Source organism: Paenibacillus nicotianae, assembly GCF_042681745.1.
Taxonomy (GTDB): Bacteria; Bacillota; Bacilli; order Paenibacillales; family Paenibacillaceae; genus Saccharibacillus; species Saccharibacillus nicotianae.
This window is the reverse complement of sequence record NZ_JBHUGF010000010.1, coordinates 1,045,880-1,069,574: the sequence shown is the minus strand read 5'-3', so window position 1 is coordinate 1,069,574 and position 23,695 is coordinate 1,045,880. Positions and strand designations below refer to the sequence as shown.

43 protein-coding genes, 1 tRNA gene and 1 pseudogene are annotated in these 23,695 nt (G+C 40.4%); 3 read left to right on the top strand and 42 right to left on the bottom strand.

The annotated features are described in order from the left end of the window. Positions 1-4 precede the first annotated feature (4 nt). From ACFSGI_RS08945 to ACFSGI_RS08765, 37 genes and pseudogenes are all read right to left on the bottom strand, one after another. Positions 5-1,024 (bottom strand): SGNH/GDSL hydrolase family protein, encoded by a 1,020-nt coding sequence (locus tag ACFSGI_RS08945; protein ID WP_204823786.1) that lies wholly within the window; start codon positions 1,022-1,024, stop codon positions 5-7. Then, complete coding sequence (locus ACFSGI_RS08940) at positions 1,024-1,458, bottom strand: hypothetical protein (protein ID WP_204823785.1); 435 nt, start codon at positions 1,456-1,458, stop codon at positions 1,024-1,026. Before ACFSGI_RS08940 ends, ACFSGI_RS08945 begins: the two co-directional genes overlap by 1 nt. 330 nt (positions 1,459-1,788) lie before the next feature. Then, complete coding sequence (locus tag ACFSGI_RS08935) at positions 1,789-2,037, bottom strand: hypothetical protein (RefSeq protein ID WP_204823784.1); 249 nt, start codon at positions 2,035-2,037, stop codon at positions 1,789-1,791. Positions 2,038-2,051: 14 nt separating this feature from the next. Continuing rightward, positions 2,052-2,246, bottom strand: a complete 195-nt coding sequence (locus ACFSGI_RS08930; RefSeq protein WP_204823783.1) for a hypothetical protein — start codon at positions 2,244-2,246, stop codon at positions 2,052-2,054. A 74-nt stretch (positions 2,247-2,320) separates the two neighbouring features. After that, positions 2,321-2,405 (bottom strand) — tRNA-Ser (locus tag ACFSGI_RS08925). A 248-nt stretch (positions 2,406-2,653) separates the two neighbouring features. Then, a complete protein-coding gene (locus tag ACFSGI_RS08920; RefSeq protein WP_204823782.1) occupies positions 2,654-3,118 on the bottom strand; it encodes an ArpU family phage packaging/lysis transcriptional regulator in 465 nt (154 codons plus the stop codon). After that, on the bottom strand, positions 3,108-3,272 hold the full coding sequence (locus ACFSGI_RS08915) for a hypothetical protein (protein WP_379282996.1): 165 nt from the start codon (positions 3,270-3,272) through the stop codon (positions 3,108-3,110). Before ACFSGI_RS08915 ends, ACFSGI_RS08920 begins: the two co-directional genes overlap by 11 nt. Before the next feature lie 43 nt (positions 3,273-3,315). Further along, positions 3,316-3,531 carry a hypothetical protein gene (locus ACFSGI_RS08910; protein WP_204823780.1) on the bottom strand — a complete coding sequence of 72 codons (216 nt, stop codon included), beginning with the start codon at positions 3,529-3,531 and terminating at the stop codon, positions 3,316-3,318. Between the two features lie 90 nt (positions 3,532-3,621). After that, positions 3,622-3,798, bottom strand: coding sequence for a hypothetical protein (locus ACFSGI_RS08905; protein WP_379282993.1), 177 nt, complete (start codon positions 3,796-3,798; stop codon positions 3,622-3,624). Next, positions 3,782-4,153 carry a hypothetical protein gene (locus ACFSGI_RS08900; RefSeq protein WP_204823779.1) on the bottom strand — a complete coding sequence of 124 codons (372 nt, stop codon included), beginning with the start codon at positions 4,151-4,153 and terminating at the stop codon, positions 3,782-3,784. The genes ACFSGI_RS08905 and ACFSGI_RS08900 overlap by 17 nt, the downstream gene beginning before the upstream one ends. Further along, on the bottom strand, positions 4,150-4,584 hold the full coding sequence (locus tag ACFSGI_RS08895; RefSeq protein WP_379282991.1) for a hypothetical protein: 435 nt from the start codon (positions 4,582-4,584) through the stop codon (positions 4,150-4,152). Before ACFSGI_RS08895 ends, ACFSGI_RS08900 begins: the two co-directional genes overlap by 4 nt. 52 nt (positions 4,585-4,636) lie before the next feature. Next, the gene (locus tag ACFSGI_RS08890; RefSeq protein ID WP_204823778.1) at positions 4,637-5,014 is read right to left on the bottom strand and encodes a hypothetical protein; all 378 of its coding nucleotides are present in this window, start codon (positions 5,012-5,014) and stop codon (positions 4,637-4,639) included. A gap of 29 nt (positions 5,015-5,043) precedes the next feature. After that, complete coding sequence (locus ACFSGI_RS08885; RefSeq protein WP_379284007.1) at positions 5,044-5,223, bottom strand: hypothetical protein; 180 nt, start codon at positions 5,221-5,223, stop codon at positions 5,044-5,046. Between the two features lie 159 nt (positions 5,224-5,382). Beyond that, a pseudogene (locus ACFSGI_RS08880) lies at positions 5,383-6,213 on the bottom strand (DNA cytosine methyltransferase); the annotation flags it as partial. After that, a complete protein-coding gene (locus ACFSGI_RS08875; RefSeq protein WP_379282989.1) occupies positions 6,210-6,341 on the bottom strand; it encodes a hypothetical protein in 132 nt (43 codons plus the stop codon). The pseudogene ACFSGI_RS08880 and the gene ACFSGI_RS08875, both read right to left, overlap by 4 nt. A gap of 19 nt (positions 6,342-6,360) precedes the next feature. Continuing rightward, the gene (locus ACFSGI_RS08870; RefSeq protein ID WP_204823776.1) at positions 6,361-6,741 is read right to left on the bottom strand and encodes a RusA family crossover junction endodeoxyribonuclease; all 381 of its coding nucleotides are present in this window, start codon (positions 6,739-6,741) and stop codon (positions 6,361-6,363) included. A gap of 105 nt (positions 6,742-6,846) precedes the next feature. Further along, positions 6,847-7,098 carry a hypothetical protein gene (locus ACFSGI_RS08865; protein WP_204823775.1) on the bottom strand — a complete coding sequence of 84 codons (252 nt, stop codon included), beginning with the start codon at positions 7,096-7,098 and terminating at the stop codon, positions 6,847-6,849. Between the two features lies 1 nt (position 7,099). Next, positions 7,100-7,285 carry a hypothetical protein gene (locus ACFSGI_RS08860; RefSeq protein WP_204823774.1) on the bottom strand — a complete coding sequence of 62 codons (186 nt, stop codon included), beginning with the start codon at positions 7,283-7,285 and terminating at the stop codon, positions 7,100-7,102. 2 nt (positions 7,286-7,287) lie between these two features. Beyond that, positions 7,288-7,497 carry a hypothetical protein gene (locus ACFSGI_RS08855; protein WP_204823773.1) on the bottom strand — a complete coding sequence of 70 codons (210 nt, stop codon included), beginning with the start codon at positions 7,495-7,497 and terminating at the stop codon, positions 7,288-7,290. 84 nt (positions 7,498-7,581) lie between these two features. After that, entirely contained in the window at positions 7,582-7,875 is a 294-nt protein-coding gene (locus tag ACFSGI_RS08850; protein ID WP_204823772.1) for a hypothetical protein, read from the bottom strand. Positions 7,876-7,877: 2 nt separating this feature from the next. Next, complete coding sequence (locus ACFSGI_RS08845) at positions 7,878-8,669, bottom strand: ATP-binding protein (RefSeq protein WP_379282985.1); 792 nt, start codon at positions 8,667-8,669, stop codon at positions 7,878-7,880. Further along, positions 8,605-9,462: a replication protein gene (locus ACFSGI_RS08840; protein ID WP_204823771.1), complete on the bottom strand. Its 858-nt coding sequence runs from the start codon at positions 9,460-9,462 to the stop codon at positions 8,605-8,607. Before ACFSGI_RS08840 ends, ACFSGI_RS08845 begins: the two co-directional genes overlap by 65 nt. 270 nt (positions 9,463-9,732) lie before the next feature. Next, positions 9,733-9,864: a hypothetical protein gene (locus tag ACFSGI_RS08835; protein ID WP_379282983.1), complete on the bottom strand. Its 132-nt coding sequence runs from the start codon at positions 9,862-9,864 to the stop codon at positions 9,733-9,735. Between the two features lie 2 nt (positions 9,865-9,866). Then, a complete protein-coding gene (locus ACFSGI_RS08830) occupies positions 9,867-10,178 on the bottom strand; it encodes a hypothetical protein (protein WP_204823770.1) in 312 nt (103 codons plus the stop codon). After that, entirely contained in the window at positions 10,171-10,926 is a 756-nt protein-coding gene (locus ACFSGI_RS08825; protein WP_204823769.1) for a hypothetical protein, read from the bottom strand. Before ACFSGI_RS08825 ends, ACFSGI_RS08830 begins: the two co-directional genes overlap by 8 nt. 24 nt (positions 10,927-10,950) lie before the next feature. Beyond that, positions 10,951-11,370, bottom strand: a complete 420-nt coding sequence (gene ssb, locus ACFSGI_RS08820; RefSeq protein WP_204823768.1) for a single-stranded DNA-binding protein — start codon at positions 11,368-11,370, stop codon at positions 10,951-10,953. Then, positions 11,360-11,959: a Sak single strand annealing protein gene (locus ACFSGI_RS08815; RefSeq protein WP_204823767.1), complete on the bottom strand. Its 600-nt coding sequence runs from the start codon at positions 11,957-11,959 to the stop codon at positions 11,360-11,362. Before ACFSGI_RS08815 ends, ssb begins: the two co-directional genes overlap by 11 nt. Further along, positions 11,956-12,165: a hypothetical protein gene (locus tag ACFSGI_RS08810; RefSeq protein WP_204823766.1), complete on the bottom strand. Its 210-nt coding sequence runs from the start codon at positions 12,163-12,165 to the stop codon at positions 11,956-11,958. Before ACFSGI_RS08810 ends, ACFSGI_RS08815 begins: the two co-directional genes overlap by 4 nt. Beyond that, positions 12,149-12,496: a hypothetical protein gene (locus ACFSGI_RS08805; protein ID WP_379282979.1), complete on the bottom strand. Its 348-nt coding sequence runs from the start codon at positions 12,494-12,496 to the stop codon at positions 12,149-12,151. The genes ACFSGI_RS08810 and ACFSGI_RS08805 overlap by 17 nt, the downstream gene beginning before the upstream one ends. Next, positions 12,493-12,699: a hypothetical protein gene (locus ACFSGI_RS08800; protein WP_204823765.1), complete on the bottom strand. Its 207-nt coding sequence runs from the start codon at positions 12,697-12,699 to the stop codon at positions 12,493-12,495. Before ACFSGI_RS08800 ends, ACFSGI_RS08805 begins: the two co-directional genes overlap by 4 nt. Then, the gene (locus ACFSGI_RS08795; RefSeq protein ID WP_204823764.1) at positions 12,696-12,992 is read right to left on the bottom strand and encodes a hypothetical protein; all 297 of its coding nucleotides are present in this window, start codon (positions 12,990-12,992) and stop codon (positions 12,696-12,698) included. The genes ACFSGI_RS08800 and ACFSGI_RS08795 overlap by 4 nt, the downstream gene beginning before the upstream one ends. Before the next feature lie 122 nt (positions 12,993-13,114). After that, on the bottom strand, positions 13,115-13,537 hold the full coding sequence (locus ACFSGI_RS08790) for a hypothetical protein (protein ID WP_204823763.1): 423 nt from the start codon (positions 13,535-13,537) through the stop codon (positions 13,115-13,117). Between the two features lie 251 nt (positions 13,538-13,788). After that, a complete protein-coding gene (locus ACFSGI_RS08785) occupies positions 13,789-14,097 on the bottom strand; it encodes a hypothetical protein (RefSeq protein WP_204823762.1) in 309 nt (102 codons plus the stop codon). After that, on the bottom strand, positions 14,094-14,612 hold the full coding sequence (locus tag ACFSGI_RS08780; protein ID WP_204823761.1) for a hypothetical protein: 519 nt from the start codon (positions 14,610-14,612) through the stop codon (positions 14,094-14,096). Before ACFSGI_RS08780 ends, ACFSGI_RS08785 begins: the two co-directional genes overlap by 4 nt. Next, entirely contained in the window at positions 14,609-15,361 is a 753-nt protein-coding gene (locus ACFSGI_RS08775; RefSeq protein WP_204823760.1) for a phage antirepressor, read from the bottom strand. The genes ACFSGI_RS08780 and ACFSGI_RS08775 overlap by 4 nt, the downstream gene beginning before the upstream one ends. Continuing rightward, positions 15,358-15,636, bottom strand: coding sequence for a group-specific protein (locus tag ACFSGI_RS08770; RefSeq protein ID WP_204823759.1), 279 nt, complete (start codon positions 15,634-15,636; stop codon positions 15,358-15,360). Before ACFSGI_RS08770 ends, ACFSGI_RS08775 begins: the two co-directional genes overlap by 4 nt. Further along, complete coding sequence (locus tag ACFSGI_RS08765; protein ID WP_204823758.1) at positions 15,633-15,842, bottom strand: helix-turn-helix domain-containing protein; 210 nt, start codon at positions 15,840-15,842, stop codon at positions 15,633-15,635. Before ACFSGI_RS08765 ends, ACFSGI_RS08770 begins: the two co-directional genes overlap by 4 nt. A gap of 193 nt (positions 15,843-16,035) precedes the next feature. Here ACFSGI_RS08765 and ACFSGI_RS08760 point away from each other — a divergent pair, with 193 nt between their 5' ends. The 3 genes from ACFSGI_RS08760 (at position 16,036) to ACFSGI_RS08750 (ending at position 18,141) form a co-directional block, all read left to right on the top strand. Beyond that, positions 16,036-16,476: a helix-turn-helix domain-containing protein gene (locus tag ACFSGI_RS08760; protein WP_204823757.1), complete on the top strand. Its 441-nt coding sequence runs from the start codon at positions 16,036-16,038 to the stop codon at positions 16,474-16,476. Positions 16,477-16,494: 18 nt separating this feature from the next. Then, positions 16,495-16,914 carry an ImmA/IrrE family metallo-endopeptidase gene (locus ACFSGI_RS08755; protein ID WP_204823756.1) on the top strand — a complete coding sequence of 140 codons (420 nt, stop codon included), beginning with the start codon at positions 16,495-16,497 and terminating at the stop codon, positions 16,912-16,914. A 93-nt stretch (positions 16,915-17,007) separates the two neighbouring features. Continuing rightward, a complete protein-coding gene (locus ACFSGI_RS08750) occupies positions 17,008-18,141 on the top strand; it encodes a site-specific integrase (RefSeq protein WP_204823755.1) in 1,134 nt (377 codons plus the stop codon). A gap of 107 nt (positions 18,142-18,248) precedes the next feature. On the opposite strand, the gene glnA is transcribed toward ACFSGI_RS08750, so the two are convergent. The 5 genes from glnA to ACFSGI_RS08725 form a co-directional block, all read right to left on the bottom strand. Then, a complete protein-coding gene (gene glnA / locus ACFSGI_RS08745) occupies positions 18,249-19,586 on the bottom strand; it encodes a type I glutamate--ammonia ligase (RefSeq protein ID WP_069326003.1) in 1,338 nt (445 codons plus the stop codon). A gap of 24 nt (positions 19,587-19,610) precedes the next feature. After that, a complete protein-coding gene (locus tag ACFSGI_RS08740) occupies positions 19,611-20,024 on the bottom strand; it encodes a MerR family transcriptional regulator (protein WP_017812459.1) in 414 nt (137 codons plus the stop codon). Between the two features lie 209 nt (positions 20,025-20,233). Continuing rightward, positions 20,234-21,487 (bottom strand): methionine gamma-lyase family protein, encoded by a 1,254-nt coding sequence (locus ACFSGI_RS08735; protein WP_204823754.1) that lies wholly within the window; start codon positions 21,485-21,487, stop codon positions 20,234-20,236. 211 nt (positions 21,488-21,698) lie between these two features. After that, the gene (hflX, locus tag ACFSGI_RS08730; RefSeq protein ID WP_204823753.1) at positions 21,699-22,985 is read right to left on the bottom strand and encodes a GTPase HflX; all 1,287 of its coding nucleotides are present in this window, start codon (positions 22,983-22,985) and stop codon (positions 21,699-21,701) included. A 100-nt stretch (positions 22,986-23,085) separates the two neighbouring features. After that, on the bottom strand, positions 23,086-23,634 hold the full coding sequence (locus tag ACFSGI_RS08725) for a ribonuclease FAU-1 family protein (protein ID WP_204823752.1): 549 nt from the start codon (positions 23,632-23,634) through the stop codon (positions 23,086-23,088). Positions 23,635-23,695: the final 61 nt, after the last annotated feature.

Sequence of the window (23,695 nt, the reverse complement as noted above, 5' to 3'; positions counted from 1 at the left end):
CCCCCTAAAGTAGTTTTCGTGCTGGATTATTGGGTGAAAACAAAACGTCGAAGAAGTGGTGTGCTCCTAAATTATCGCCTACAGCGTCCAGATGGATACCATCCGCTTGCATAGGTGTAGTTGTTGAAACGATATTGTTCGTAACGTAAGTGTTCAAATCAAGTAATGGTAAATGATACTTTTGAGACAACTCACGCATTTGACCATTCACTTTGTTCCATCCAAAGGCATTTAAACCGTTACGTGGCAAAATGGTGCTGATTTGAATGGGTATCTTAAATTCAGTTAGGCATATCTTAATGGCTTGTTCGATATTGTCTTTCGTAATGATCTCAGGACGTGGTAAATCGTTCGTGCCTAGCATCAATTGAACCATCGCTGGACGCTTCGCCACGATTTCATTACGCAGGAAACGAATGTAGTCGCTTGAACCCGATGGGCGTGTTGCATAATCAATTTGGATTCGATTACCTAGCATGTAGTTACGTAACAGCGTCTTAAATTGACCGTCACACCATCCGCCCTGCCGATCGCTATTACTATCTCCTACAATAAGCAAGCGACTTTCCAGTGCCTGTCCTGCTGGCGTATCAGGATCTAAATAGTAGATATAATTTACACCTACAGTTGTACCTGTTGATTTCGCACCGGCAACACCTTTGCACACGACTTCGATCTTGTGTAGTCCGCGTGTTAGTCCTTTTAACCAAACCATAGCAGCATTTTTCATGCTATTTGCTTGACCATCGATATACAGATAACAATCTTGTTCGGTGTACAGGTTACCATCCACATAAATCTGTGCGATTCCTGCTGATTGTGATCCATACATAAATAAAACAGCATCCGTAAATGGGATACTGTCGCTGTAAATCGTACATTTTTCATTTGCTGTTGACGTTGTTGCGTACAAAGCACCGTTATGACCTGAGTTATCGGCTTGTCCGGTTGTCCATCCACTACTAAATGTGAACTCACTGGCATTACTGTTCGCGCGATAATCAGGGAATATAAGATCAGCCACTAGACCACCACGCTTTCTTGCGAAATGATTCCACCATAGATTGATCCTGCGCTGGCTGTTTCTACATATTTATAAAATGCAGATAGTACAGGCCCTGCAACAATTTGTTCATAGGTGTATTTGCTAGAAACAGGGTCTTGAGTCAGTGTTACTGTTTTAGATGTGAAGGTAACGCCATCAAGGGAATACGATACTGTGAGCACACCGTTGTTTGTACTATTGAGCGTGAATTTAATCTGTTTAGACGCTATAAATGGACGTGTAAGCGACGTATAGGTCGTACTTGCTGTAGTAGTTATTGCTGTATTGGTAAGCGTTCCATGTAGCATATAGAAACGACTGTAGTCTTTGGCTATAAACGGTCGAGTATCTTTGTTTGCTTGAGCAAAGGCGAGTCCTGCTTGGGCGATTGCAGCTTGAGCGGTAATGTCCATCAGTCGACCTCCCTTATCAGCACACTCACATTTCCACCAGATACGCTGTCCAGAGTTACTTTAAATTTATCCGTGCCACCTACAGAGAACCTGGCTCCCGTTCCAATCGTAGCTGTACTGAGTAACGCAAAGTTTTCATTACTGATACCTGTTGTTGGCTTCGTTTGACCATCTGCATATACGGACGAAAACGAAAGTGAAGCCGAAGTTGCTGTACCAGACACACTCACAAATATCGTTTTAGTCCGTTGAACAGGATACAATTCACTCGTCGGACTAGTGGCTCCGTTGATCAGTGTAACGTCGTCTCTCGTGCCATCGTTCGATAGTTTAACCATCGCGTTCAGTCCGATCTACGGTTTGAGCGAGTTCAATAAGGTACTTTTTCACTTCATCAGGCGCATACCCATGACCTTGTATGTCATTCAAGTACGTATCTAGCTTGCCACCTTCGTATCGCTCGCCGATCATTCGAGGATCATTGATAACAACAAAGCAATCCTCGTAGAATGTCTTTGATTTTTCATCAACTTTTTTGATATGTTCAATAAACAAATCGACTGGATTTTCCGTTGTCATTGTTAAACCTCCTACTATGGTAATTTGATTACTCCCGGTGCTTTATCAGCCTGATCTTTATTCCATCTGTCCGTTTTTTTCTTACTATAAGAGATACCTACGGAACGTTGTTGTATCTTCTCTTGTTCACGTCGATTGATCTCTTGCCACAACTCGGAATCTGTTGCTTCTCCTAATGTCTTGTTGTATAGAGTGTTAAAGTATTTCATCTTATACCCTCCCAACACATAAAAAAGAGACCGATCCGTAGACCAGTCTCTTTGTGTGAAATTATTTTATTTAACGGATTCAGCAGGATTCGAACCTGCACAGGATTACTCCTTCGCTACGTTAGCAGTGTAGTGGTTTATCCATTCACCCATGAATCCATATGGTAGTTGTTTTAATTTCTAGCCAAACAACTGAAAAGCCGATATGAGCCATAGGACTTTCACCTATGAACATGACGAATTTCTCCGATATTTTTTAGCGAACCTGTGCACAGACCGTCGGCTAGGGACAACATCCCATTCGTCATTTATTTGCGTCTATCTTCCGCCACTCATAATTTTCTATACTATTACTATAACAGCTTTATCACCTAATACCCTGCCAACATCCTGCCAAGTTACTGCCATTATCCCTCAATCGGTTCTGTCCTTACTTCCAAGTTGAGCGAGTAAGCAAGTTTAGACAACGCTTCTTTCTTCACTCTATAGTACGTTCGCTCTGACATGCCCAGTGATGTGTATACATTCAAATCAATCGGCTCAGGTTCGCACATATAGCGTGATGTGATTAAGTTGCGATGTTCCATGCTAAGACGATTAAGTGCTCTTGTCACGTTCATGTACGACCTATGGAGCGAATCTTCTTTATCAATATTGCGAATAGCAATGTTCTCAGTCTGCTTGCTGATTTCGCCCATGCCTGAGTTTTCTTTATAGATGTAACTCGGCGTTGTTTTCGCTTCATCACGTACAAATCCATATTGCTCGTAGAACGCCGCTTTCTTCAGTTCTTTTTCTACTCGATCGAATGTAGCAGACTCGTCTATGGAAGTGCCTGGAAAGCATAGTTGAAAGACTTCGTTATTCTCCATCTGTTTCACCTTCCTCTGTATACTTTTCAAATTTTTCTACCTTAGCCATATAAATATTTGTATATTCATCTATTGCATACTCTTCTCGTCCATAATAAGAAATTTCTTCATTATAGTACTTAAGTGCTTCTTCATAATCATCAAATTCAGCCATATACGGATAATATTTCATGTTTACTGATACGATCCACATATTCTCACACTCCCAAATCTAGCATAGTTACTTGCCCTTCGTTTCCATCCACTTCCGATGCATCTGCAATCAATCCATCGGTTAGCATGAATGTTGGCGCTTCATATAAATACGTGTCCCATACGGGATAGCCTGTGCGACTGTATGCTGGATTCTTACGTTCGGCTAGTTCTGTCCATACCCAGTAAGTCTTTGCTTTCACTTTGTCTTGATCTGACATAGATAATCGCTCCTTGTAATGATTGATAATGTCTTGCGGTGATTTCATGCAATCTCCTTAGAGTAGGGACAGTAGTACTGCCCCTGTGTGTTATATACGCTTGAATTGCTTTTCAAAATGACAACTGTGCATCTGGTGCATGTCTGTGTCGTAATCGGTGTATTTAAAGTGAATGTTCTCGTCTACATCTTCATATAAAGCGAATACTTCACGTTCGTCTGTGTCTGTGTAGAAACGCTCAATACGTCGTTTAAGATGTATGACCATCTGTACTGCTTTCTCGGTAGGCTGTGATTTCCTTGTGGATCAGATTCATGAAATCGTCCCATTCGCCAAGTTTGAATTCTTCGTCTAAAGCTTCATCAATCGTATTAATGAGTTGCTCGGCTTTGTCTGCCCGTATACGTTGAGCTTCTAACTCCTGCTCTGCTGCTTCTGCACGCATTAAGGCATTTGTCGTACTCACAAATTGGCTGGATGATTCAGAAGCCAATTGATCGGCTCTAGCTCTCATTCTTTCTGCTTCTTTGATCCAGTAAGGTAACACTTCGTCATAGATGAATCCTCCATTAAGCTTGCATCTGTTTAAATCTTCCTCCGCGATACGTTTTTGTTGTGTCATACCTCTGTATCTCCTTCCTGTACTGGCAAGTTGATAACTGCATAGTATTTCACCCAGTCGATAAGAGACCATCCGATGACAGATTCGTCAATGAACCAAGAATACTTCCCGCCAAACACTGCATGTTCAGCAATCATCGTTTTATTACCATCCGTCACAATATAACTGACGTGACTTTCGATTGAACGGTCAGTAGGATCGTATTTGATCCACTGTATGCCTTGAACATCTTCCACATTGACCTTTTGTAAAAACTCTGGTGCGAACGAACCGCTAAATCCTTCAAGAAATACTGAGTCTTGAGCATACACCCCTGTACCACGAGTGAATTGATCCCCTCTACACGTCCAGATGTGTCCAGCATGTGTTTCTGCTTCAATACAAGTGTGCATAACGACTTGATCGCCTTTTTTTAACTTGTCTGTACTCATGTTCATTCTCCTTTGTGGTAGGGGAACAGAGTTGTTCCCCCTCTATGATTGATTAATCTAACTTATCTATGATTACTTCTGGCCCATTGAGTTCCCAATATTCTGTAGCATGTCCGCTTTTAAATGCTTCATCTAGCACAGCTTGTAAACGATCATAATGTTCTTGCTTTAAGCAGTCGTATGCTCGTTCATCCCAATCTTCATACATATCTTGATACTGCTGATCAACGTAAACATCGATCATTTCTTTTGCAGATGGATGCCAACGTGCTTCTATGGCTACATACCATTTTTGGTTAATTAAGCTATTATCTTCTTTTGTTTGTTTGCGTAATTCAGATACTGTTAACGTATAATTTGCATCCACATAACTAAGAATAGTTTCTTCTGACAATTCAGATAATTTTACAGTTTCCGTTGTATCTGTCACGGTTATCTCCCCTTTATAGGCTGACTGATCTATAGACTGTCATTCACTGCCTTGAGCGCTGCTAAGACAGGATAAATTTGGTGTGGATTCACTGCATTACCTAATCCTTTTAAGCGACCAACTCGATCTTTTACTCCATTAGCAATCCGCGGCGGCTCCCAATCATATTGTTCTTCCCCTAGTGCGGCTGGCCATCTATGTTCGTCCAACCTTCCGGGAATCCCATCAAGGACTCCACCCATGCCGGATTCAATTGACCTTCCTGTTTGATCCGTATCGCATCCGACAAGCTGTTGGTTTCGGGATTGCGACCTGTTAACGCCATTTTTTCTGGCGTTCTCGCTCCCTTGCAGTCGTTTGATTTTGGAGTCGACCAAAGCTTTACTGCTGCTGGTAGTCCATTTCTCTGATCGTACGGATTCACATTCCCACGTTTGTCTGGATCGCTTGCTCGTGGTGTGGGCCAAAATTTGACTTGATCGTTCAAGTTGCCGCCCCAGCCCTGTTCCACTTTTCTCTGTCGTCTGACTGAATCTGGATTGTCTCCACTGCGATAGTCTCTTGCTTGTGGAGTCGCCCAGAGTCTTAGAGTGGTTGGATCGACTTGTTCCCTTAAGTTGGCTGGCTTTGTTCTCCCTTTTCTCGAAGTGGTTGCTTGTCGAATCAATGCTTCTTCCGATCTCTGATTCATATGATCCATCGTATTTGGCGTAGCCCACAATGAAGACTCTTTCTCGTCTATGCGGGGCACCGACGCTTGCAGATGGAATAACAAATGTTTGTGTGTCGTAACCTTCGTTTTCCAGATCAGCAAGCACATCGTCGAGTCCCATCGTGATGTGACCAGCAACATTTTCGCCAAGGAAAAAAGTGGGTCGGATTTCACGTATGAGTCTAGCAACTTCTGGCCAGAGGTGACGGTCATCTTCTTTGCCGCGGCGCTTCCCGGCGTGACTGAAAGGCTGGCAAGGATATCCGGCTGAAATAAGGTCAATTGTTCGTGTGTCGATTCCATCATTTTCTAGTTTCTCCTTTGTGAGTTCGCAAACATCGTCATAGATCGGGATGCCTGGAAAGTTCTTTTGTAATACTTTCTGCGGAAATTCTTCACGTTCGCAAAATGCTATTGTTTCTATACCGGCCCATTCCGCTGCTAGATCAATTCCACCAATGCCGCTAAACAGACTTAACTTTTTCATAATTGACTTTTGAGTTCATTAAATTTTCTGCGAAACTCGCGTACCAAATCTTCATCTGCTATATCTACTTCATCCAACAAATCTTCTATACGATCTTCGATCTGATCTAAGATTTCTTCTTTTATCATGTCGTATGTCTCCGTCCTCTCAAGATTGACCTAACAATTCTATTTCAATTTCAACTCTCGGATTCGACTTATCCACTTCAAAATCTATAATCCTTGGTAACGCTTTATAATCATCTTCGTAAACACCTGCACGTTGTAAAGCGTCTAGCATTATTTTTAGACAATTATGTGTATCTCTGCGTTTATTGTCTTTCCAATAGAACCAAATGCGTAAAACGACTTTCTCCGACGTCTGAGACCACTTACTACTTGCCATCCACTGATTAGCTAACAAGATACACAAGTCTTCCCATGATTGTGCGTCATCCGTATAGACCCTAAACTTTCTTCTTTTGATCCATTTGTCCTTGTACATGGTATTCACGCTTGGCACGGTTCCGGGTATAATCAATCGCTGCATGTCTCTCCTCCGCCTTCTCGTTGTAGAAATACACTTCTCCAATAGTTCTTCCGTTGTCTACAATTCGTTGTTTGTTGTATTTTTGATAAAAAGGATTGGTTCGCATCAGAACGGCAACCTTTCTGCATCTGTTCTTTTAAGGAATTCAATTCGATTATTCAAAGCTTCTTTAATTCCATTATGATATTTAGATTTACCTAATCCAGATAAAACCCAACGGTGATGACCATCGTATTCTTTAAGAGTTGCTTCCACATCCACCACCACAGCAATAGACTCGATACCCTTACGAAACGTACTGACTTCTGCTTTGACTTTAAACCACCGTCTGCCGACTTGAGTGACTGTGTATTTCATTTCATATATCTCCTTTGTGGTAAGGTTTCCGTACTGCTTTTTCGTAGGATTCTCCTTTTTTCAAACGATAATGCAGTAGTTGGCGACTAACATTTTTTTGATCTGCTGCTAGATAGACCCATGCTGGATGAATACAAAGGTGGTTTGGTTTGACAGGTTCAAACATCTGTTCATCTGCACGTACCATGGTTATCCCTCCCGTTCTCTTTCTAGCTCAGCGAAGATATCGCACAGTTCCTTATTGACGCGTTCTTGTCTAAACTCCGCTTTGATATAGTTGGCACTAGCATCCTTCGATATAGATACCAATAAACGATCGACACGGCCCAATGCTTCTTTGAGCAGATAGCGGTTGTCTTTCAGTATCTGATTCATGATCCGTTCGTGTGTTGCTGACATGTGTACCCTCCATTCCAAAGGCTTGCCGTCCACGTTTGACAAATTCTTCATAGTCTTGGTCGAATAGGTCGTAATCGTCTACTTTCATACTTCTAACTCCAATCTGAATCCTTTCAGGTAGTCTTTGATTTCTTTGATCTCTGTAAGCAATTCAGTTAATGTAGCGGCTTCACTTTTATCTACGCAACGTTCAAAAACATCTTCTAAGCAATGATCAAGTTTAGAAAAGTATGATTTTTTTCCGTATACGTGTGGTGTATATGTGACTTCCTCAGTCTTTGCATTGACCAGCTTTTTCATTTCTTTGTGTTCGTTCGTCACTGTGTATCCATATTCTGTTGACGTGATCCAAATATCACCAATTACGTTGATTCTCATAGTCATTCATCCTCCTGCAATCTATAGTTCAAAGCGATATCTTTCTTAATCGTCACTTTGTATTCTTTGCACATTTCGTTGATTCGGCTTCCTGTACCTTCGTCAAAATCACACATTTGCGCTATTGTCTTTTCACTGCTGATCAACACAGGTAAGTTGTTCAGGTATCTGTAATTGATCACGCCGAATATTTTTTCTAACTGCCAAGGTGTCGGCTTATCACGACCTTTGTACATGTCGTCGATGAACAGTAGCTGCACTTTCTGCATTTGAGCCAATTTCTCGTTTGAAGCGTCTAAATCGCTCTGTAAGTCCGTTATACCCTCTACCCAAGGAAAGTATTGAACTGCCACCCCTTTGCTGATTAGGTGGTTGCTGAGGGCTGTTAAAAGGTGTGTCTTGCCTGTTCCCGGTTGTCCAAGTAAGCAAAGACTGTTTTGTCTGGACTTTAATTCGATGATCTTGGCAAAATCTTTGGCATAACGTTGAACCGTATCAAACATGCTGAGGATGACAGGTGACTTGCCTTCTAAGTCGAATGATCCGAACGTCATGTTCCGGAACGAATCGGTGATCTGACTACTCTTCATCAGCCGTTCTACACGCTTTTTAATGCGACACTCACATTCGGTGGCGACTTCATTCATCACCTGACGCTCCTCGTTGCCGATTAGAATCGTTCCAGGCACTTTGCTTAGTATGAATTCGGTGTCTTGGCAAATTGGGCACTCATAAGAGACTTGGGTCTCTGACGACGCGGCTGACGAGTGGCTTGTTTTCGTCGAGGAACGCATACGGGCTTTCTCGATTCTGTCTTTCCACGGTTTGAGCATGTCCCCCATGCTTTCCATTTGCGATCAGTCCTTTCATTTTCGTGTCAATGGTGTCGTACTGCTTGCGTAGCTTCGCTGGTGATAGAATATTGGTTTGCCAAAACGGATCGTTGAATATCCAGTCAATCACTTCGGCGACTCTGTGCTTATCCCGTTTATCATTTTCGATAAGCAGTCTCATATCATCAGCCCACTTTTGCATGTTCGGTGGTTTAGCATCTGGATTGATTTCTAGAATCTTTTTGAATAAATAATTTGCAGATCGATAAGGAATACTAGTCATGTCGTAAACTCGTTTATGACGAGAAGTCTTTATCTCTTCTTTTTCTACATTCTTATCATTCTTTATATTCTTTACATTCTTGTTTGTGTTCACTTGTTGTTCAGTTGTTGTTCGCTTGTTGTTCAGTTGTTGTTCATTTTGTTGTTCACTCTCTTGGTAATCGTGCCATGAAAGTATTGATATCAAACGGTTTTTGTTACTTTTCTGTTGTTCAATCTGTTGTTCACTTTCGAACGTTTTTAGAATTCGTTGCGCCTTACTTTCTGAAATTTTTAATTTCACCGATATCGTTTGACGACCTGTAATGAGCTGCCCTGGTTGCAAGATAATTTTCTCCCCAGCAAACAGGACAGGGTACTCTTTATGTGTTGCATTTAAGAGAAGATACATCCATACAGCAATGTGATCACTGTCTTTACACACCACTGGATTGTCCATCATTTTGCGATGAAGTTTAATCCATCCTTCCATTTGACTCACCCACTCACTTGCGGATTACTTTGCGACTCTTCTTCCCCATCAGACGGCGTGTAGGCTTCTTGTGTGCTTTCATCACTTTTTACCTTTATTCTTGTTGTATAATTCGTAGTCACATTCGTCACAGAAAGGGGGATCAATCGGTAACCCTAAACATCCACATTCGGATTGAATAGTTCCTGGACAGCAATATTCTGGCTCAGGTATCTCATTCACTTTGCAATTCCAGCAGTAGTATTTTTTTTCCACGTTAGATAACACTCCTTAGTTTAGAAATTCGATAATCCAATACGGTTGAGCAATCATTAGATAAGCGATTGTTACTGTGAAAAACAGTCCGAACAAGAACGGTACAGCGAGTATCCACAGTAAAATATCAGCGCATTTACGTGTCATTTTTATTTGCACTCCTTTGCATACAGTGCGTCTCGCTTCGCTTTCAGCCATTCCCGACCCTCTGCGGTATTATCTGCCCAATAGTGACAGTCATGGCATAATATACACACGTCTTTATACGTTGTTAGCTGTAATTTCCATCTTCGTTCCAGATGCGCCGCTTGTAAGTTATGACCGCTATAGCATCGTCCGCAACACTCGTGTTCTCGTTCCATGATCGTTGCATAGACTTCTTTGCTGACGGCTCCACGTTCTCTGGCTGTCGGCTTCAAACGCTTATGCTTCGGCTTGGGCACAGGGCGAAAGTTATTCACTGAAATGATCTCGTGCGTATTCGGCTAACTTGTCAATCAGATCCGTTTCGTCTTTGATGCCGTCATCGTTGGTATAGCGTGCGACTAGGGATGCGATACCTTCGCGGAGTGGTTCAGGTTTAACAGTGTATCCGTTTTTGATGATATTTAGTCTTGCATTAAAGGGCATTTCTCCTAAAGATTTTCTTATTTCAAAAGGTATGCTCATTTCTTCGTGATCGTAGTGTTCACCAGATAAGAAAATAAGATTCCAATCATCAAAAAATTTAAAAACTAACTGAAATTCGCTTCCTAATTCTTGAGCTTTTTTAACCCATTCTATGGCATCAGCCCACTGTTTTGAAACTTCAACGGGTTGCGGAAGCTTCGCTTTAAGTTCGTTGTTTTCAATTAACATTTTACCAATTGTTTGTTTTAGTTTTCTTTCTTCGTCATACCATTGTTCCAAAGCATCGTTTTGAAGTTCTGTTAATTTTGCTTTTAGTTCTTCAATCTGAGAAAGTAACTGCTGTTCATTATCGTAGTAACCTTGTAACGTATCCTGCATGGATTTTTCATGTTCAGCTACAGCGGATTCGATCTTTTTTTGTACTTCCGATTCGGTGAATAGTTGTTCTGCATCTTCATATTTCATTGTTGTATTATAGTTGTGCTTGATGCCAACTTGAACATGACCATGAATTTGACACCCATCATCAAACATTTTTTGCATAACAACGTTACTTTTTTTATCTCGTAAAATAATCATTTAACATTCTCCTCTACTCTGTATTTAAAACGGTAAGTCATCGTCGTTAATATTGATCGGCTGTCTATCCTCTTTAAACGGGTCTTTTTTGGAATCGTAGCTATGGTCTTTACCATCTTCGTTACGATTGCTTTCTAAGAAGCGTACGTTGTCCGCAATGACTTCTGTGACGTAGACACGCTTGCCTTCGTTGTTCTTGTAGTTTCGCACCTGTATGCGACCTTCTACAGCAGTCAAGCGACCTTTGCGGAGATAGTTAGCACAGCTTTCAGCAAGCGCACGCCATGTGACCACGTTGAGGAAGTCGACTTCTTTCTTGCCATCTTGCCCGGAAAACGGACGGTCAACGGCTAGGGTAAAGGTTGTGACGGCTACACCTGCTGGCGTATAGCGAAGTTCGGGGTCTTTCGTTAAGCGACCAATTAAGATGACTCTATTCAGCATGTTGTTTTGCCTCCTGTGCTTTTTCTAGTGCTCGTTTAGTTACTATCACTTGCAATGCATTAAATGACTTTCCTTTGCCTAACTGTTCTTCTATCCATTCGTCCATTCCATCCAATGATCCATTTACTGTTTGCCATTTGATTTTGATATCTGTGCGAATTTTATTTTCTGCTTCTTCTTTAGCAGCTTTCTCTGCTTCTGGATCAGGTGGCAAATCTTCACCAGAGTAAATGTATAATCCTAGACCATGAAGTGCTATAGCTTTAACTAGACAACGTTGAATGCTTGTGTTGATTTGGAACGTATTTGGTTTCTCAATAGGTTTGTTTTGATTGTCCAGTACAGGATGTATCTGTGATAACGTGATGCCTTCTACCGTAACGGCTACTTCTACAAAGTATCCTAGCGGTGTTTGCATGAAAGGCATGCCTTCAAAGCGGATTACTTCCCATGTGGCTGTAGGATGTTTTTTGCGAAGTACATCGACTGCCCAAGCCCATGATAGATAGCTGAACTTTCCTTTCTTCTCCACATGATCGTTGACATTAATCTTTGATAGTTCGTTAAAGTAATTGATTTGCTCACTCATTCTGTCTGCTCCAATTCATAAGTTATTTTGACAGGCACGATGCACACCATATCACCTGTGTATAGCCGTTCAATAATGTTTGCTAAGTCTTGTTCGTTTCCGATGCGAAGCGCCTTGATAATCGAACCTGTGCGCTCCATACGCGTGGTTAAGAATGAACCGTCTGGCAACTGTGGTGAAAAGGTAACTCTATACTCGGCATCCATAGCGTTGTATCTTCTTGCGTGGCAATGATCTACCTTTTTTATGATATGCATACATCAGATAGGAAGCCGATCCTTTGGACGGTGTTGGATACTGTTCCCACGTATGCAACGTACGTACAGGGATCAAGCATGCGTTGTCTACAGCTTCTAGCATGCAGTCGAGACAGTGCGGTTCTTCGTGCTTGTAGACCGCGTAATGAGCGTTTCTACCACATCCACATTTGATGTTGATGTCGGATAGACTAGAGAAAAATTCGTGCGTGAACTCACGTTTAGGAATCGGCATTGCATCGGTAAACATTGTTCGTATCAGACGTTCTCCTGTTTTCATGTAAGCACCTCATATTCATCTTTTAAGATCAGTAGTAGCGGCTTATTTAACTCGCCATCTGGCACAGCGTATACGTCCCCTGGGCGAAGCGTTTTGTTATCTTGCACACGTCTTACATAGAACTTATCGCCTGCTTTGTAGCGATAGTCACGAGATTTTACAATGACGATAGTGTCGGCGACTTTGGCTTTACGTTTGGTCATAGTAATTCATTCATTTCTTTGATCATTCTATTCAATTGATTTATTGTTTTTCTGTATCCTTGCATGTATTGTGTAACACCTTTTGCATAGTAAATATTAGGTTCAACTATTGATTTGGTTTTAAAGGGTTCACCTTTAAACACATAGTTGGATAACAATCCTGATTCTGCCCATGTTTGAAAAAATACTGTGTATCCGTTGTTTTTTTCGTTAATTTCAAGTCCTATTGCGAGGACTTCTTTCATTAATTTCTGAATTTTTTGTTTTTGTTCATCTGTGTATTTGATAGCCATGTTATTCGTCTCCCTTGACGGTTTATTATTTGCGTGGTACATTCACATTAATAATTTGTTTAAGCGACTTTCCTGACCATTTCGAGTGCGACCTCGTTATGGTCTTTTTTTATGAAATTATTTTAAGTTGTAATGTAATAGAAACCCGCAACTACAAGAATCAAATCGTCTTCTGCATTTTGATTGTTACGTTTGTAGTCCTGAACAACTGCCATCCAATCTGTTGCATCCTCTTCTCTCTCACAATTGACAATCTCCCATTTAGAGAAACCTTTGCTTTTTAATTCATCTATTGCTTTCACCAACAACTGGTCAACTTCTACACGTTCAAATTTTTGATCATATTTGTTTACTTCCTCTTTAATGATTTCTTGCAAATCGCGTTCAGTATAGAAAGCTTCGATATCGTTGTTGTTTACAAACTCGATAAAATTTCCTGTGTGTTCACTAACAAAGGCTTCTTTTCCATAGAGTTCACCTTTATATACGTCTCTTTTAATAACACCAGTTGTAAATTCCTCGTTGCGTTTGTTAATAATGATCATGTGCATACACTCCTTGACTGTTTTTTATTTTTTTGTTAAATTGATCACAATATAGTGTTAGATTAACAACCGATCACGCGGTAGGACGCGTGGTCTTTTCTATGTGCCGGCATAGGATTTGATGCTGTAACGGCTGTTCAAACCACTTGCGAGCCATTTCGGGTAACGTGATATCTCGGATGGCTTGCTCATATTGATCTCCTAGCGAATCCCTCATGCTACGTTCAAACACCTTTACGCTTTGTGACATGTCACATCTTCCCTTCATATAGATAGCGATCAAATTTCTCTGTATCAAACTCGACACCATGCATTTCCATACGCGCCATGGTCATTAAGCGGAATCGCTTGGTCTGGCATGGAATCGCTTCTGCCATTTCAAAGTATTTGAATTGACGCTGAGTAAAGTCTTTGATGTTTGCTACTTCTTTTGCGAGTTCCATCCAGAAGCGCATGTTTTCGTATTTGATCACCACATCAAGTTGTTGTTTCTCAAGCGGACTTGCATTGATACGTTGGTTACAAGCGGTCATCCAGTTCATATAGTGAATGTTGTTCATGCGTTTATCCCCTCAATTTTGATTTTTAAAGTATCTAATGCAAATTTGATTCCGTCTGCAAAAGATTCTTCATGAGAATCACCAGTGAGTTTGTAAATGTTATAATCCGTATACAGCTTTCTTTCGAGTTGGTTCTGATCACCAATGTATACATTTCTGTTTTGATGAGTATTCACAAAATCATCATTAATCTTGATGAATTCATAAACTTCAATACCACCTTCATTTCTGACAGCATTCAAGTGATAACCAAGTTCGTTCATTATTTTCAAGTCTTTTTCGTAGTCAAAATGATCATCGAATATTTTTGACATTCTGATTTCTGAATCAGAGATAATAGTCAGACCTGATTGACGTTGACGTGGAATTTGGTGATAAAAAGAGAAAATAACTTCTGCACTTAGTCCTTCTGGACGATACCAACATGTATCTTTTTTGATTTCTCCACCGAATTTGTCTTTCAACATTTGAGCAACTGCATTTGTATCACATTTAATAATGAAATTTGTACTCATACATAAACCTCCCTGATTTTCTCGATAAAGTATTGTTGCCCCTTGCCCGTCACCTTTGATGTTTTCTGGATTGATGATCCGTTGGTACGTTGGATGACCGTTTCTTTCGTTTCAAGCAAGCCCATCTGCACTGACTTTTGAGTAGGCATGTTGTAGTCGGTACCTTGACGCTTTACGACATAGCCGTTTTCCCGTAGCCAAGTGAATAAACGCTTTTCGCCAATATTGATCCCGTTTTGTTGCATGATGGTAGCAAGTTCACGTACCAGGATCGAAGTGTGACTGCCTGCAACCGCGTTGGCAAAAGCGACTTTCGGTGCGTCCTCTTGGCTTTGTGATTCCAATCGCTGACGTTCGGCACGTTCACGTTTAAGTTCCGTTGCCGCTGCTATGAGTAGATCAGGATTAGCAAGTAGTTCGTCTGTAGCGTACATGCCTGTTTTGCGGATGGATGGTAGTACGTCTTTGGTGATCCATTTGCGAAACTCACGCGCTTCTGGTTTACGACTTTCCAAGATCACATCGTACAGTCCATCTTCGTTAATGATGGTGTTATCCTGCACACGTCCAAGTGCATCAGGGATGGGGTAAGTTGAACTTACGTCATCGGAAAGGCGTTCTTTGACCATTCGTGGGTTTGAAAGAGAAAGAACTTCGCATACATCTTTTAGTACAAACCAAGGCTGATCATTAATATCTACAGTACGTAAATTGTTGCTGTTGAAATTGAACACTTGTAATTGATTCACTTGCTTACCTCCTGTTCTTTGAGCCACATTGTTAAAAATTGTCTGGCTTCTTTAGCTGGAAACAACCACTTTGTTCTAACCTTGAACTTAGGAAATCGAGGATCGTTGAAAAAGGTGTCTTGGATAAAAGACCAACTCATACACGTTCTACGCTGTAACTCTTTGGCATCCCAATACACTAATTCGTTTTCGATTTCTTGCACTTGTTTCCTGATTTCAGCCGAAAAGAGTTGTAACACCTCAATTTCGTCGATTTTTACGGAAACTAGACTCATTTGCCTTCACCTCTGATAAGGTTATCAATTGTAGTCTCGAGCGCATCCGCTAACTTAACGAGCGTCTCTGCATTAGGGCCTTTTTTCTTGTTAGGCAATGCGTACAAAGCTGATAATGAGACGCCACTTTCCTTGCCCAGCTTGTAAATAGTCCATTTTTTTTCTTTCAACATACGCTCTATGTTTTTATCAATTTGCATTGTCATGTGTTGCTCACCTCCTGAATAAATTCTATAACACTATAGAGTTATAGTAAAATATCATTATAACCCTTTAGAGTTATATAACACCTCATTTACTTACTTATTCTCTATTTTTCTTGACTTTACTAACTATTTAGAGTTACTATTGCTTTATTAAGTTATATCTAAATAGAGTTATATATGGGGAGCGGTAAAGTTGAATATAGCAGCGAAAATTAAAGGTCTTATGGAAGATAAGGGGGTAAGTGCTTACCAGTTGGCAAAAGAAACAGGTGTCTCCTACACTGGAATCACTAAAATTATAAAAGGTGCAACAAAAAGCCCTGGGATAGAATCTCTGGAAGCTATTGCACATTATTTTGGAGTAGAAGTAAGCTATTTCACTACATCAAATGAAATAATTTCCGAAGAAAAAGCATCTTATGGATTTGCTCCAAAAGAAGAAAATGATATTGCTGAAGAGTTAGAACGTATGATGGAACAATTAAATAGCGATAGCTCTTTATCATTTCATGGGGAAAAGCTGGAAATGAGCGACGAACAAAGAGAATTGTTACGCATATCTTTTGAAAATTCACTCCGAGTGGCAAAACAAATTGCTAAAAATAAATTTACTCCGAAAAAAAATAGAGATTAATCACTCCGGGGGTCATGTATGAGTAACGCCAACGCAAAAGCATTGCAGTTGATAAAAAAGTGCAACACAAATGATCCTTATGCTATTGCAGAGGCAAAAGGAATTGTTGTTCTTTATGAGGATTTAGGAAGTATCTGGGGTTATTTTCATCTATATAAGAGGATACCGATCATACATATAAATAATCGGCTTACTTCATTACAGGCGAGGTTTACGCTTAGCCATGAAATCGGTCATTACATATTACATAAGGATGTAAACACACCATATTTAAGATCATCTACCTATCTTCGTGTAGATCGGATCGAAAGCGAAGCGAATACGTTCGCTGTAAGGTTGCTTGTCGGTACAAACAAACCATTCGAATCAGAGACAGAAGCACAATTCATGATAAGATGCGGGATCCCTCTAGCATTTACACGTTTCTATAAAAAGTAAATGTACGGATTCCTATTGCTAAAAAAAGAACATACGTTCTTGAAAGGGGTGATAAACTAGCGCTATTCAGAATAAATAAGAAAGGGTGATACTATGGCAAGCTTCAAAAAACAAAATACCGGTTGGGAATATCGCCTGCGGTATAAGGACATCATGACAGGAAAATTCAGAGAGAAGTCTGGACGTGGGTTCGCAACTAAGAAAGAAGCACAAGATGCTGTAGCTTTGTTTGAGAGGAAGTTACAACAAGGATATGAACACACAGCTATACCTTTGGTCGATTATCTAGAAGCATATATCAAAGAGTTTAAAGACGGAAGCGTGCGAAAGAATACGATGCTTTCATATCGTTATGCTATTGATTCTCATATCAAACCACACTTTCAAAATCTACTAATATTTGATCTCAAACCAATCATGTATCAAAAGTTCTTGAATGCATTAGTAGAACAAGATTTTAGTAAAGGAACAATAGAAATCGTAAACAGTTTGATATACAGTGCTATGGAGCGTGCAGTGATCCAAGGCAAGATTGAGCGTAATCCATGCAAAGGATCTGTCGTTCGTGGCAAAAGTAAAGTGGGAAATATAAAATTTATTGAATCGGATGATATATCTACTTTCTTACGTGCTGCCAAGCAAGATGATTATATCTACTATATCTTTTATAAAGTCCTAATAGAGACAGGAATGCGTAAAGGTGAAGCGGCTGCCTTGCAATGGACTGATATTGATATGAAAGACTACACGATATCTATTAATAAAACATTAGACTTTACTTCTACCGATCCTGAGGAAATGATGGGCGATCCCAAAACATTCAACTCCAAACGGATTATATCCATGAGTCAATCACTGGCCAATGATCTAAAGTTCCAAAAGAATCTACAAAACGAACACAAGTTAGCTTTCACTGACTTATACCAGCATGATCTGAACTTAGTTCTATGTAGAACCGATGGTAGCCCATTACCTAAATCTTCGCTATTCAATTCCTTTAGACGTATTCTTAAACGAGCCAAACTGACAAATATGCCAATTCACTCTTTACGACACACGCATGCCGTACTTTTATTAGAAGCTGGAGCAGATATGAAATATGTACAAGAACGCTTAGGTCATGGAAGTATGCAGATCACAGCGGATGTCTATGCTCATGTCTCTAAAAAGCTTCAAAGTGTGAATATGGAACGCTACGAAAATCTAATAAAAGATAAGTTTTTATAAACTTTGTGGGCGTTTTGTGGGCATTGATCAAAATTTGCACTATAAAGGATATGCTTTCCCACAAAATAAAAACCCTCAATGCTAGTAGCATCAAGGGTTTGAGGGTATTAATACATTGTCAAGTACTGGTCACGTTCCCATTGGTGCACTTGTGTTCTGTACATATCCCACTCAATTTCTTTCAATTCATAGAAATGAGCAAGAGCATGTTCGCCTAGTGCAGAGACAACGATCTCGTCACGCAATAATTCGTGCAATGCTTCTTTCAAGTCGCCTGGAAGACTAGGAATACCTTCGTCAATACGCTCGTCTTCAGACATTACATAGATATTGCGATCTACTGGCTTCGGCAAGTTCAACTTGCGTTCAATTCCATCAAGACCTGCTTTCAACATCACCGCTAACACAAGGTAAGGGTTAGCTGTTGGATCTGGATTACGAACTTCGATACGTGTACTTAGACCACGAGAAGCCGGAATACGGATCATAGGGCTACGGTTACTTGCAGACCAAGCAACATAGCAAGGTGCTTCATAACCTGGTACAAGACGTTTGTAAGAGTTCACTGTAGGATTCGTGATCGCTGCCATAGAACGAGCATGCTTCAGAATACCTGCCATATAGTAACGTGCAGTTTGACTTAGGCCTAACTCATCACTTTCTTCATAAAAAGCATTTACATCGCCCTGGAACAAGGATTGGTGACAGTGCATACCTGATCCGTTCATACCAAATAAAGGCTTAGGCATAAATGTAGCATGTAGTCCATGTTGACGAGCGATTGTTTTAACTACTAATTTGAACGTTTGAATTTGATCGGCTGCTTGAAGTGCATTGGTATATTTGAAATCGATCTCATGTTGCCCTGGAGCGACTTCATGATGAGATGCTTCAACTTCAAAGCCCATTTCTTCAAGTGTGATTACGATCTCACGACGACAGTTTTCACCTAGATCCATAGGAGCCAAGTCAAAATATCCACCCTGATCATTCAATTCATCTGTAGGATTACCATTTGCATCCGTACGGAACAAGAAGAATTCAGGTTCTGGGCCTACGTTCATTGCTGTAAAACCTAGTGCATCTGCTTCTTTTAGATTGCGCTTCAAAATACCGCGCGGATCTCCTGCGAATGGTGTACCATCTGGCATGTATACATCACAAATCAGACGTGCTACACGATTCTCTGTTACCCAAGGGAAAATAACCCAAGTGTCTAGATCAGGATACAGATACATATCTGATTCTTCAATACGTACATAACCCTCGATCGAAGAACCGTCAAACATCATTTTGTTATCCAATGCTTTTTCCAATTGACTCACTGGAATTTCCACGTTTTTGATTGTGCCCATCAAATCGGTGAATTGCAGACGGATAAATCGTACATTTTCCTCTTTCGCTATGCGCGAAATGTCTTCTCTTGTATAACTTTTGTAACTCACGCTACCCTCTCCTCTTTACGCTATTTATTTTTTGTTAAAGAATCGGGATAATTCCCCTTGGATAAGCGATACTTGTCCCGGACGTTTGCCTGTGACAAGCTGCTGCTTAAGCATACGATGAAGTTGGGAATCTGACAATTCCCTACGACGTTCTTCTGTATCTGCTGTGATCACAGTAGCTTCTTCCGATTCTTTCGATACCGGATTCATCACTTGCTTGATTCCAGCGATATTCACGCCTTTTTCAATCAAAGCTTTAATTTCAAGTAAACGTTCTACATCGTTGAAAGAAAATAAACGCTGATTACCTGAAGTACGTGCAGGTACAATCAAATTATGCTGTTCATAATAGCGAATCTGTCTTGCCGACAAATCCGTCAATTTCATAACAATCCCTATCGGGAACAGCGCCATATTTCTCCGAATTTCATCACCCATATATTCATCAACCTTCCACTAATCTATTCACTATTCTGTTACCTATTGTACATATCCTGATATAAAGCGTCAATAACATGTTAACTTAACTTACAATAATTTTATAAAACACTAACATCTCCATGATAATAGCACTTTAACCAAGCTATATTTTACAAACTCATCGAAGAACTTGTAGCTATTTTACATTTGATTCATATTAAAATAGGTTATAGTAATCCGCGCTCATGCATGGTTTGTAACGCCATCAATACCCCTAACTTCACATGAGAAAAAGTAAGTCCACCTTGCATATATCCAATGTAAGGTGCACGAATCGGAGCATCCGCAGATAATTCCAGACTACCACCTTGAATAAACGTTCCTGCCGCCATAATGACGGGATGATCATAGCCTGGCATATCCCAAGGTTCTGGTACGACATGGCTGTCTACGGCCGCTGCACGTTGAATTCCTTGTACAAAAGCAATCAGTTGCTTTTCATCTTGAAAAGAAACAGCTTGAATTAAATCTGTACGTTTGTCTTGCCATGCTGGTTTGCTATTAAAGCCAGCCAATTCAAACATAGCGGCTGCATAGATACTTCCTTTGACCGCTTGCCCTACAATAGTAGGAGCCATATACAAGCCTTGATATATACTGCGAGTTGTACCTAACATCGCCCCTACCTCGCCACCGATGCCGGGTGCAGTTAGGCGATAAGCTGCCAGATCAACGTACCTTTGCTTACCACAGATATAGCCACCTGTTTCTGCTAAGCCTCCACCCGGATTTTTTATCAATGAACCTGCCATCAGATCGACTCCAACATCTGTAGGTTCACGAGTTTCTGTAAATTCGCCATAACAGTTATCTACAAAAATAACAGCTTGCGGACAAATCTCACGAATCTGAACAACCATTTCTGCTATATCTTCTATTGTAAAAGAAGCACGCCAATCATATCCACGCGAACGCTGGATGCCAATCATTTTGGTTTTACTATGAACAAGCGATTTGACGGTATCCCAATCTACTTGTCCTGCTTCATCCAAAGCTGCTTCTTGATAAGTAATCCCAAAATCAGCTAAAGACCCTGTTCCATCTCCCGGCTTGCCAATGACTTTATGTAACGTATCATAAGGTCTACCTGTAATGTAAAGTAGTTCATCGCCTGGACGCAATATACCGAACATTGCTGTAGCAATCGTATGCGTTCCAGAAGCAAAATGTGGTCTAACTAGAGCTGCTTCACTACCAAAGACTTCAGCATACACACTTTCTAAAACTTCCCTACCTCTATCATTGTACGCATAGCCAGTCGAACCTGCAAAGTGATAATCACTAACCCTATATTTTTGAAAAGCTTCTATAACTTTCCATTGGTTGGCATCTACAATCTCATCTACTGCTTGTACAGCTTGTCCGATAAGTTGCTGTGCTTGTTCTGACCATTGTTGAATCTGTGTATCAAAAACTGCCATACCTTGTCTCTCCCCATAGTGATAGCCCGCCGTAATAATCTCTGGCAGGCTTCCACAAATTTATATCTAATTGTTGATTAGCGATAGCAATTGCTACCGTTTACGTCCGAAATCCACAATATAAGCATTTAAAATGTAAACTTTCGCGCTTCATATTTTACACGTAACGGTAGGATGAAGGGAAGTCTATTATACAATTGTCGTAATTTTGTCACTTTATTTCATATTCTTGTAAGCGATGACCATACTTTTCGTAGTCGACAGCATTAATTTCGACTTTGATTACTGCATCATTTTCTTCATACTCTTGCTCTAATACACTGCTAAATTGGTAGAGTTGTGAAATAAGATCACCACGTTCTGCCGGAATACGGTATGTTTTGGTGCCTCCAGCTAATTGATCTTGAATAATATTTAAAATGCGTTCAAGATCGCTTTCTTTATAAGCACTAATCCGCATGTGTGTTGCATCATCTGGTAACATTTCTAACTGTTCTGGTGTACATAGATCGGTTTTATTATATAAAACAACTTGTTGCTTATCATTAGAACCTAATTCTTGCAGAAGATCATCCACTACTTTCATCTGCTCTTCTCTCATTTCAGAAGAAGCATCGACTACATGTAAGATCAAGTCTGCTTCATTTACCTCTTCTAACGTTGCTCGGAAAGCTGCTATTAGATCATGGGGTAGATTTTGAATAAAACCTACCGTATCGGTTAACACGACTGTTTTCCCACCAGGTAGATCCAAATTACGTGATGTTGGATCAAGTGTAGCAAATAGCTGATCTTGCACATACACGTCTGCATCGGTTAACTGTTTAAGCAGTGTCGATTTCCCTGCATTGGTATAACCGACTAAAGCTACTTGTACAGCACCGGCTTTTTTGCGACGTTCACGATACAATGTACGATGACGTGTGACTTCTTCAAGTTGACGCTTCAAGTCGGTAATCCGCGTACGAATATGGCGACGATCTGTTTCTAGCTTAGTTTCACCTGGTCCTCTTGCACCTATACCACCACCAAGACGAGATAAGTTACTTCCTTGTCCAGATAATCGTGGTAATAAATAGCCATGTTGAGCAAGTTCAACTTGAATAATTCCTTCACGTGTTTTGGCACGTTGTGCAAAGATATCCAGAATCAACTGGGTACGGTCAATAATTTTGGCATCCAGTGCTGCTTCTAAGTTACGTACTTGAGCGCCTGATAATTCCTGATCAAAAATCACGCTGTTAGCGTCTAAAGAATCCATCAAAATGCGGATTTCTTCTACTTTACCTTTACCGATAAACCATCTAAAATCAGGTTTTTCTTTATTCTGGATCACTTGCTCTAATACTTCTACTCCTGCTGTTTTGGCAAGGCTCACTAATTCTTGCATTGATCCATCTGCATTCACACCTGCGCGCTTGTCATTTTGAGTAACCAAACTAACTAATATAGCTCGAGGTTGAATCTCTATTTCTACACCATGAGTTTCATTTTTCATTTGTATATCCCGCTCCTTGTAATCTTACCTACTTCTTGCTTATATCATGAAGTCTTATCTTTGTCATGTTAACATACTTCTCACACTTTTTGATATTGAATCATGAATTACTATCTTTACCAAATAAACTTTGACGATGTTTGATCGATAAGGTGAATAAAGGAAAAGCATGAGCATCGATCTGCACAAGCAACTTTTGCGCTGTCTGTTGAGCTAATTCATAATCTTGATCGGTAATAATCTGCTTGCGTAACGCATCATCTAATTCATCTTCATCCAGTAAAAAGACTTGCCCATCTTTCATTACTACAATATCTAAATACAGATCATCAAACCAGGGCACACCTTGATCTGTTAATCCTTGTGTTTTGCAAATATCAATATACCATTCAATAATTTCACGTTTATCATCAAACATTGCAGTGACTACATAGTTCGCATGTTCTGGATAATATTGCATCCACGAATAACCTGCCGCTGCAATACAGAATCGTCGCCCTCCATATATTTTATATAAGGGTTCACGTAAACGATTCATACGGTACAGAGTAACATACCCTGTAAATAAACTATTGTTTACATAGCGTCTTGAGTAATTACGTTGAATTACTCTGCGCCAGTTCGCTCGATCCGCAAATTTACGTTTCATGGAAGTATCCCTTTCCCAACAAAGTAACTTCAGAATAGCATATTTGCGCCAAGCACTCAAA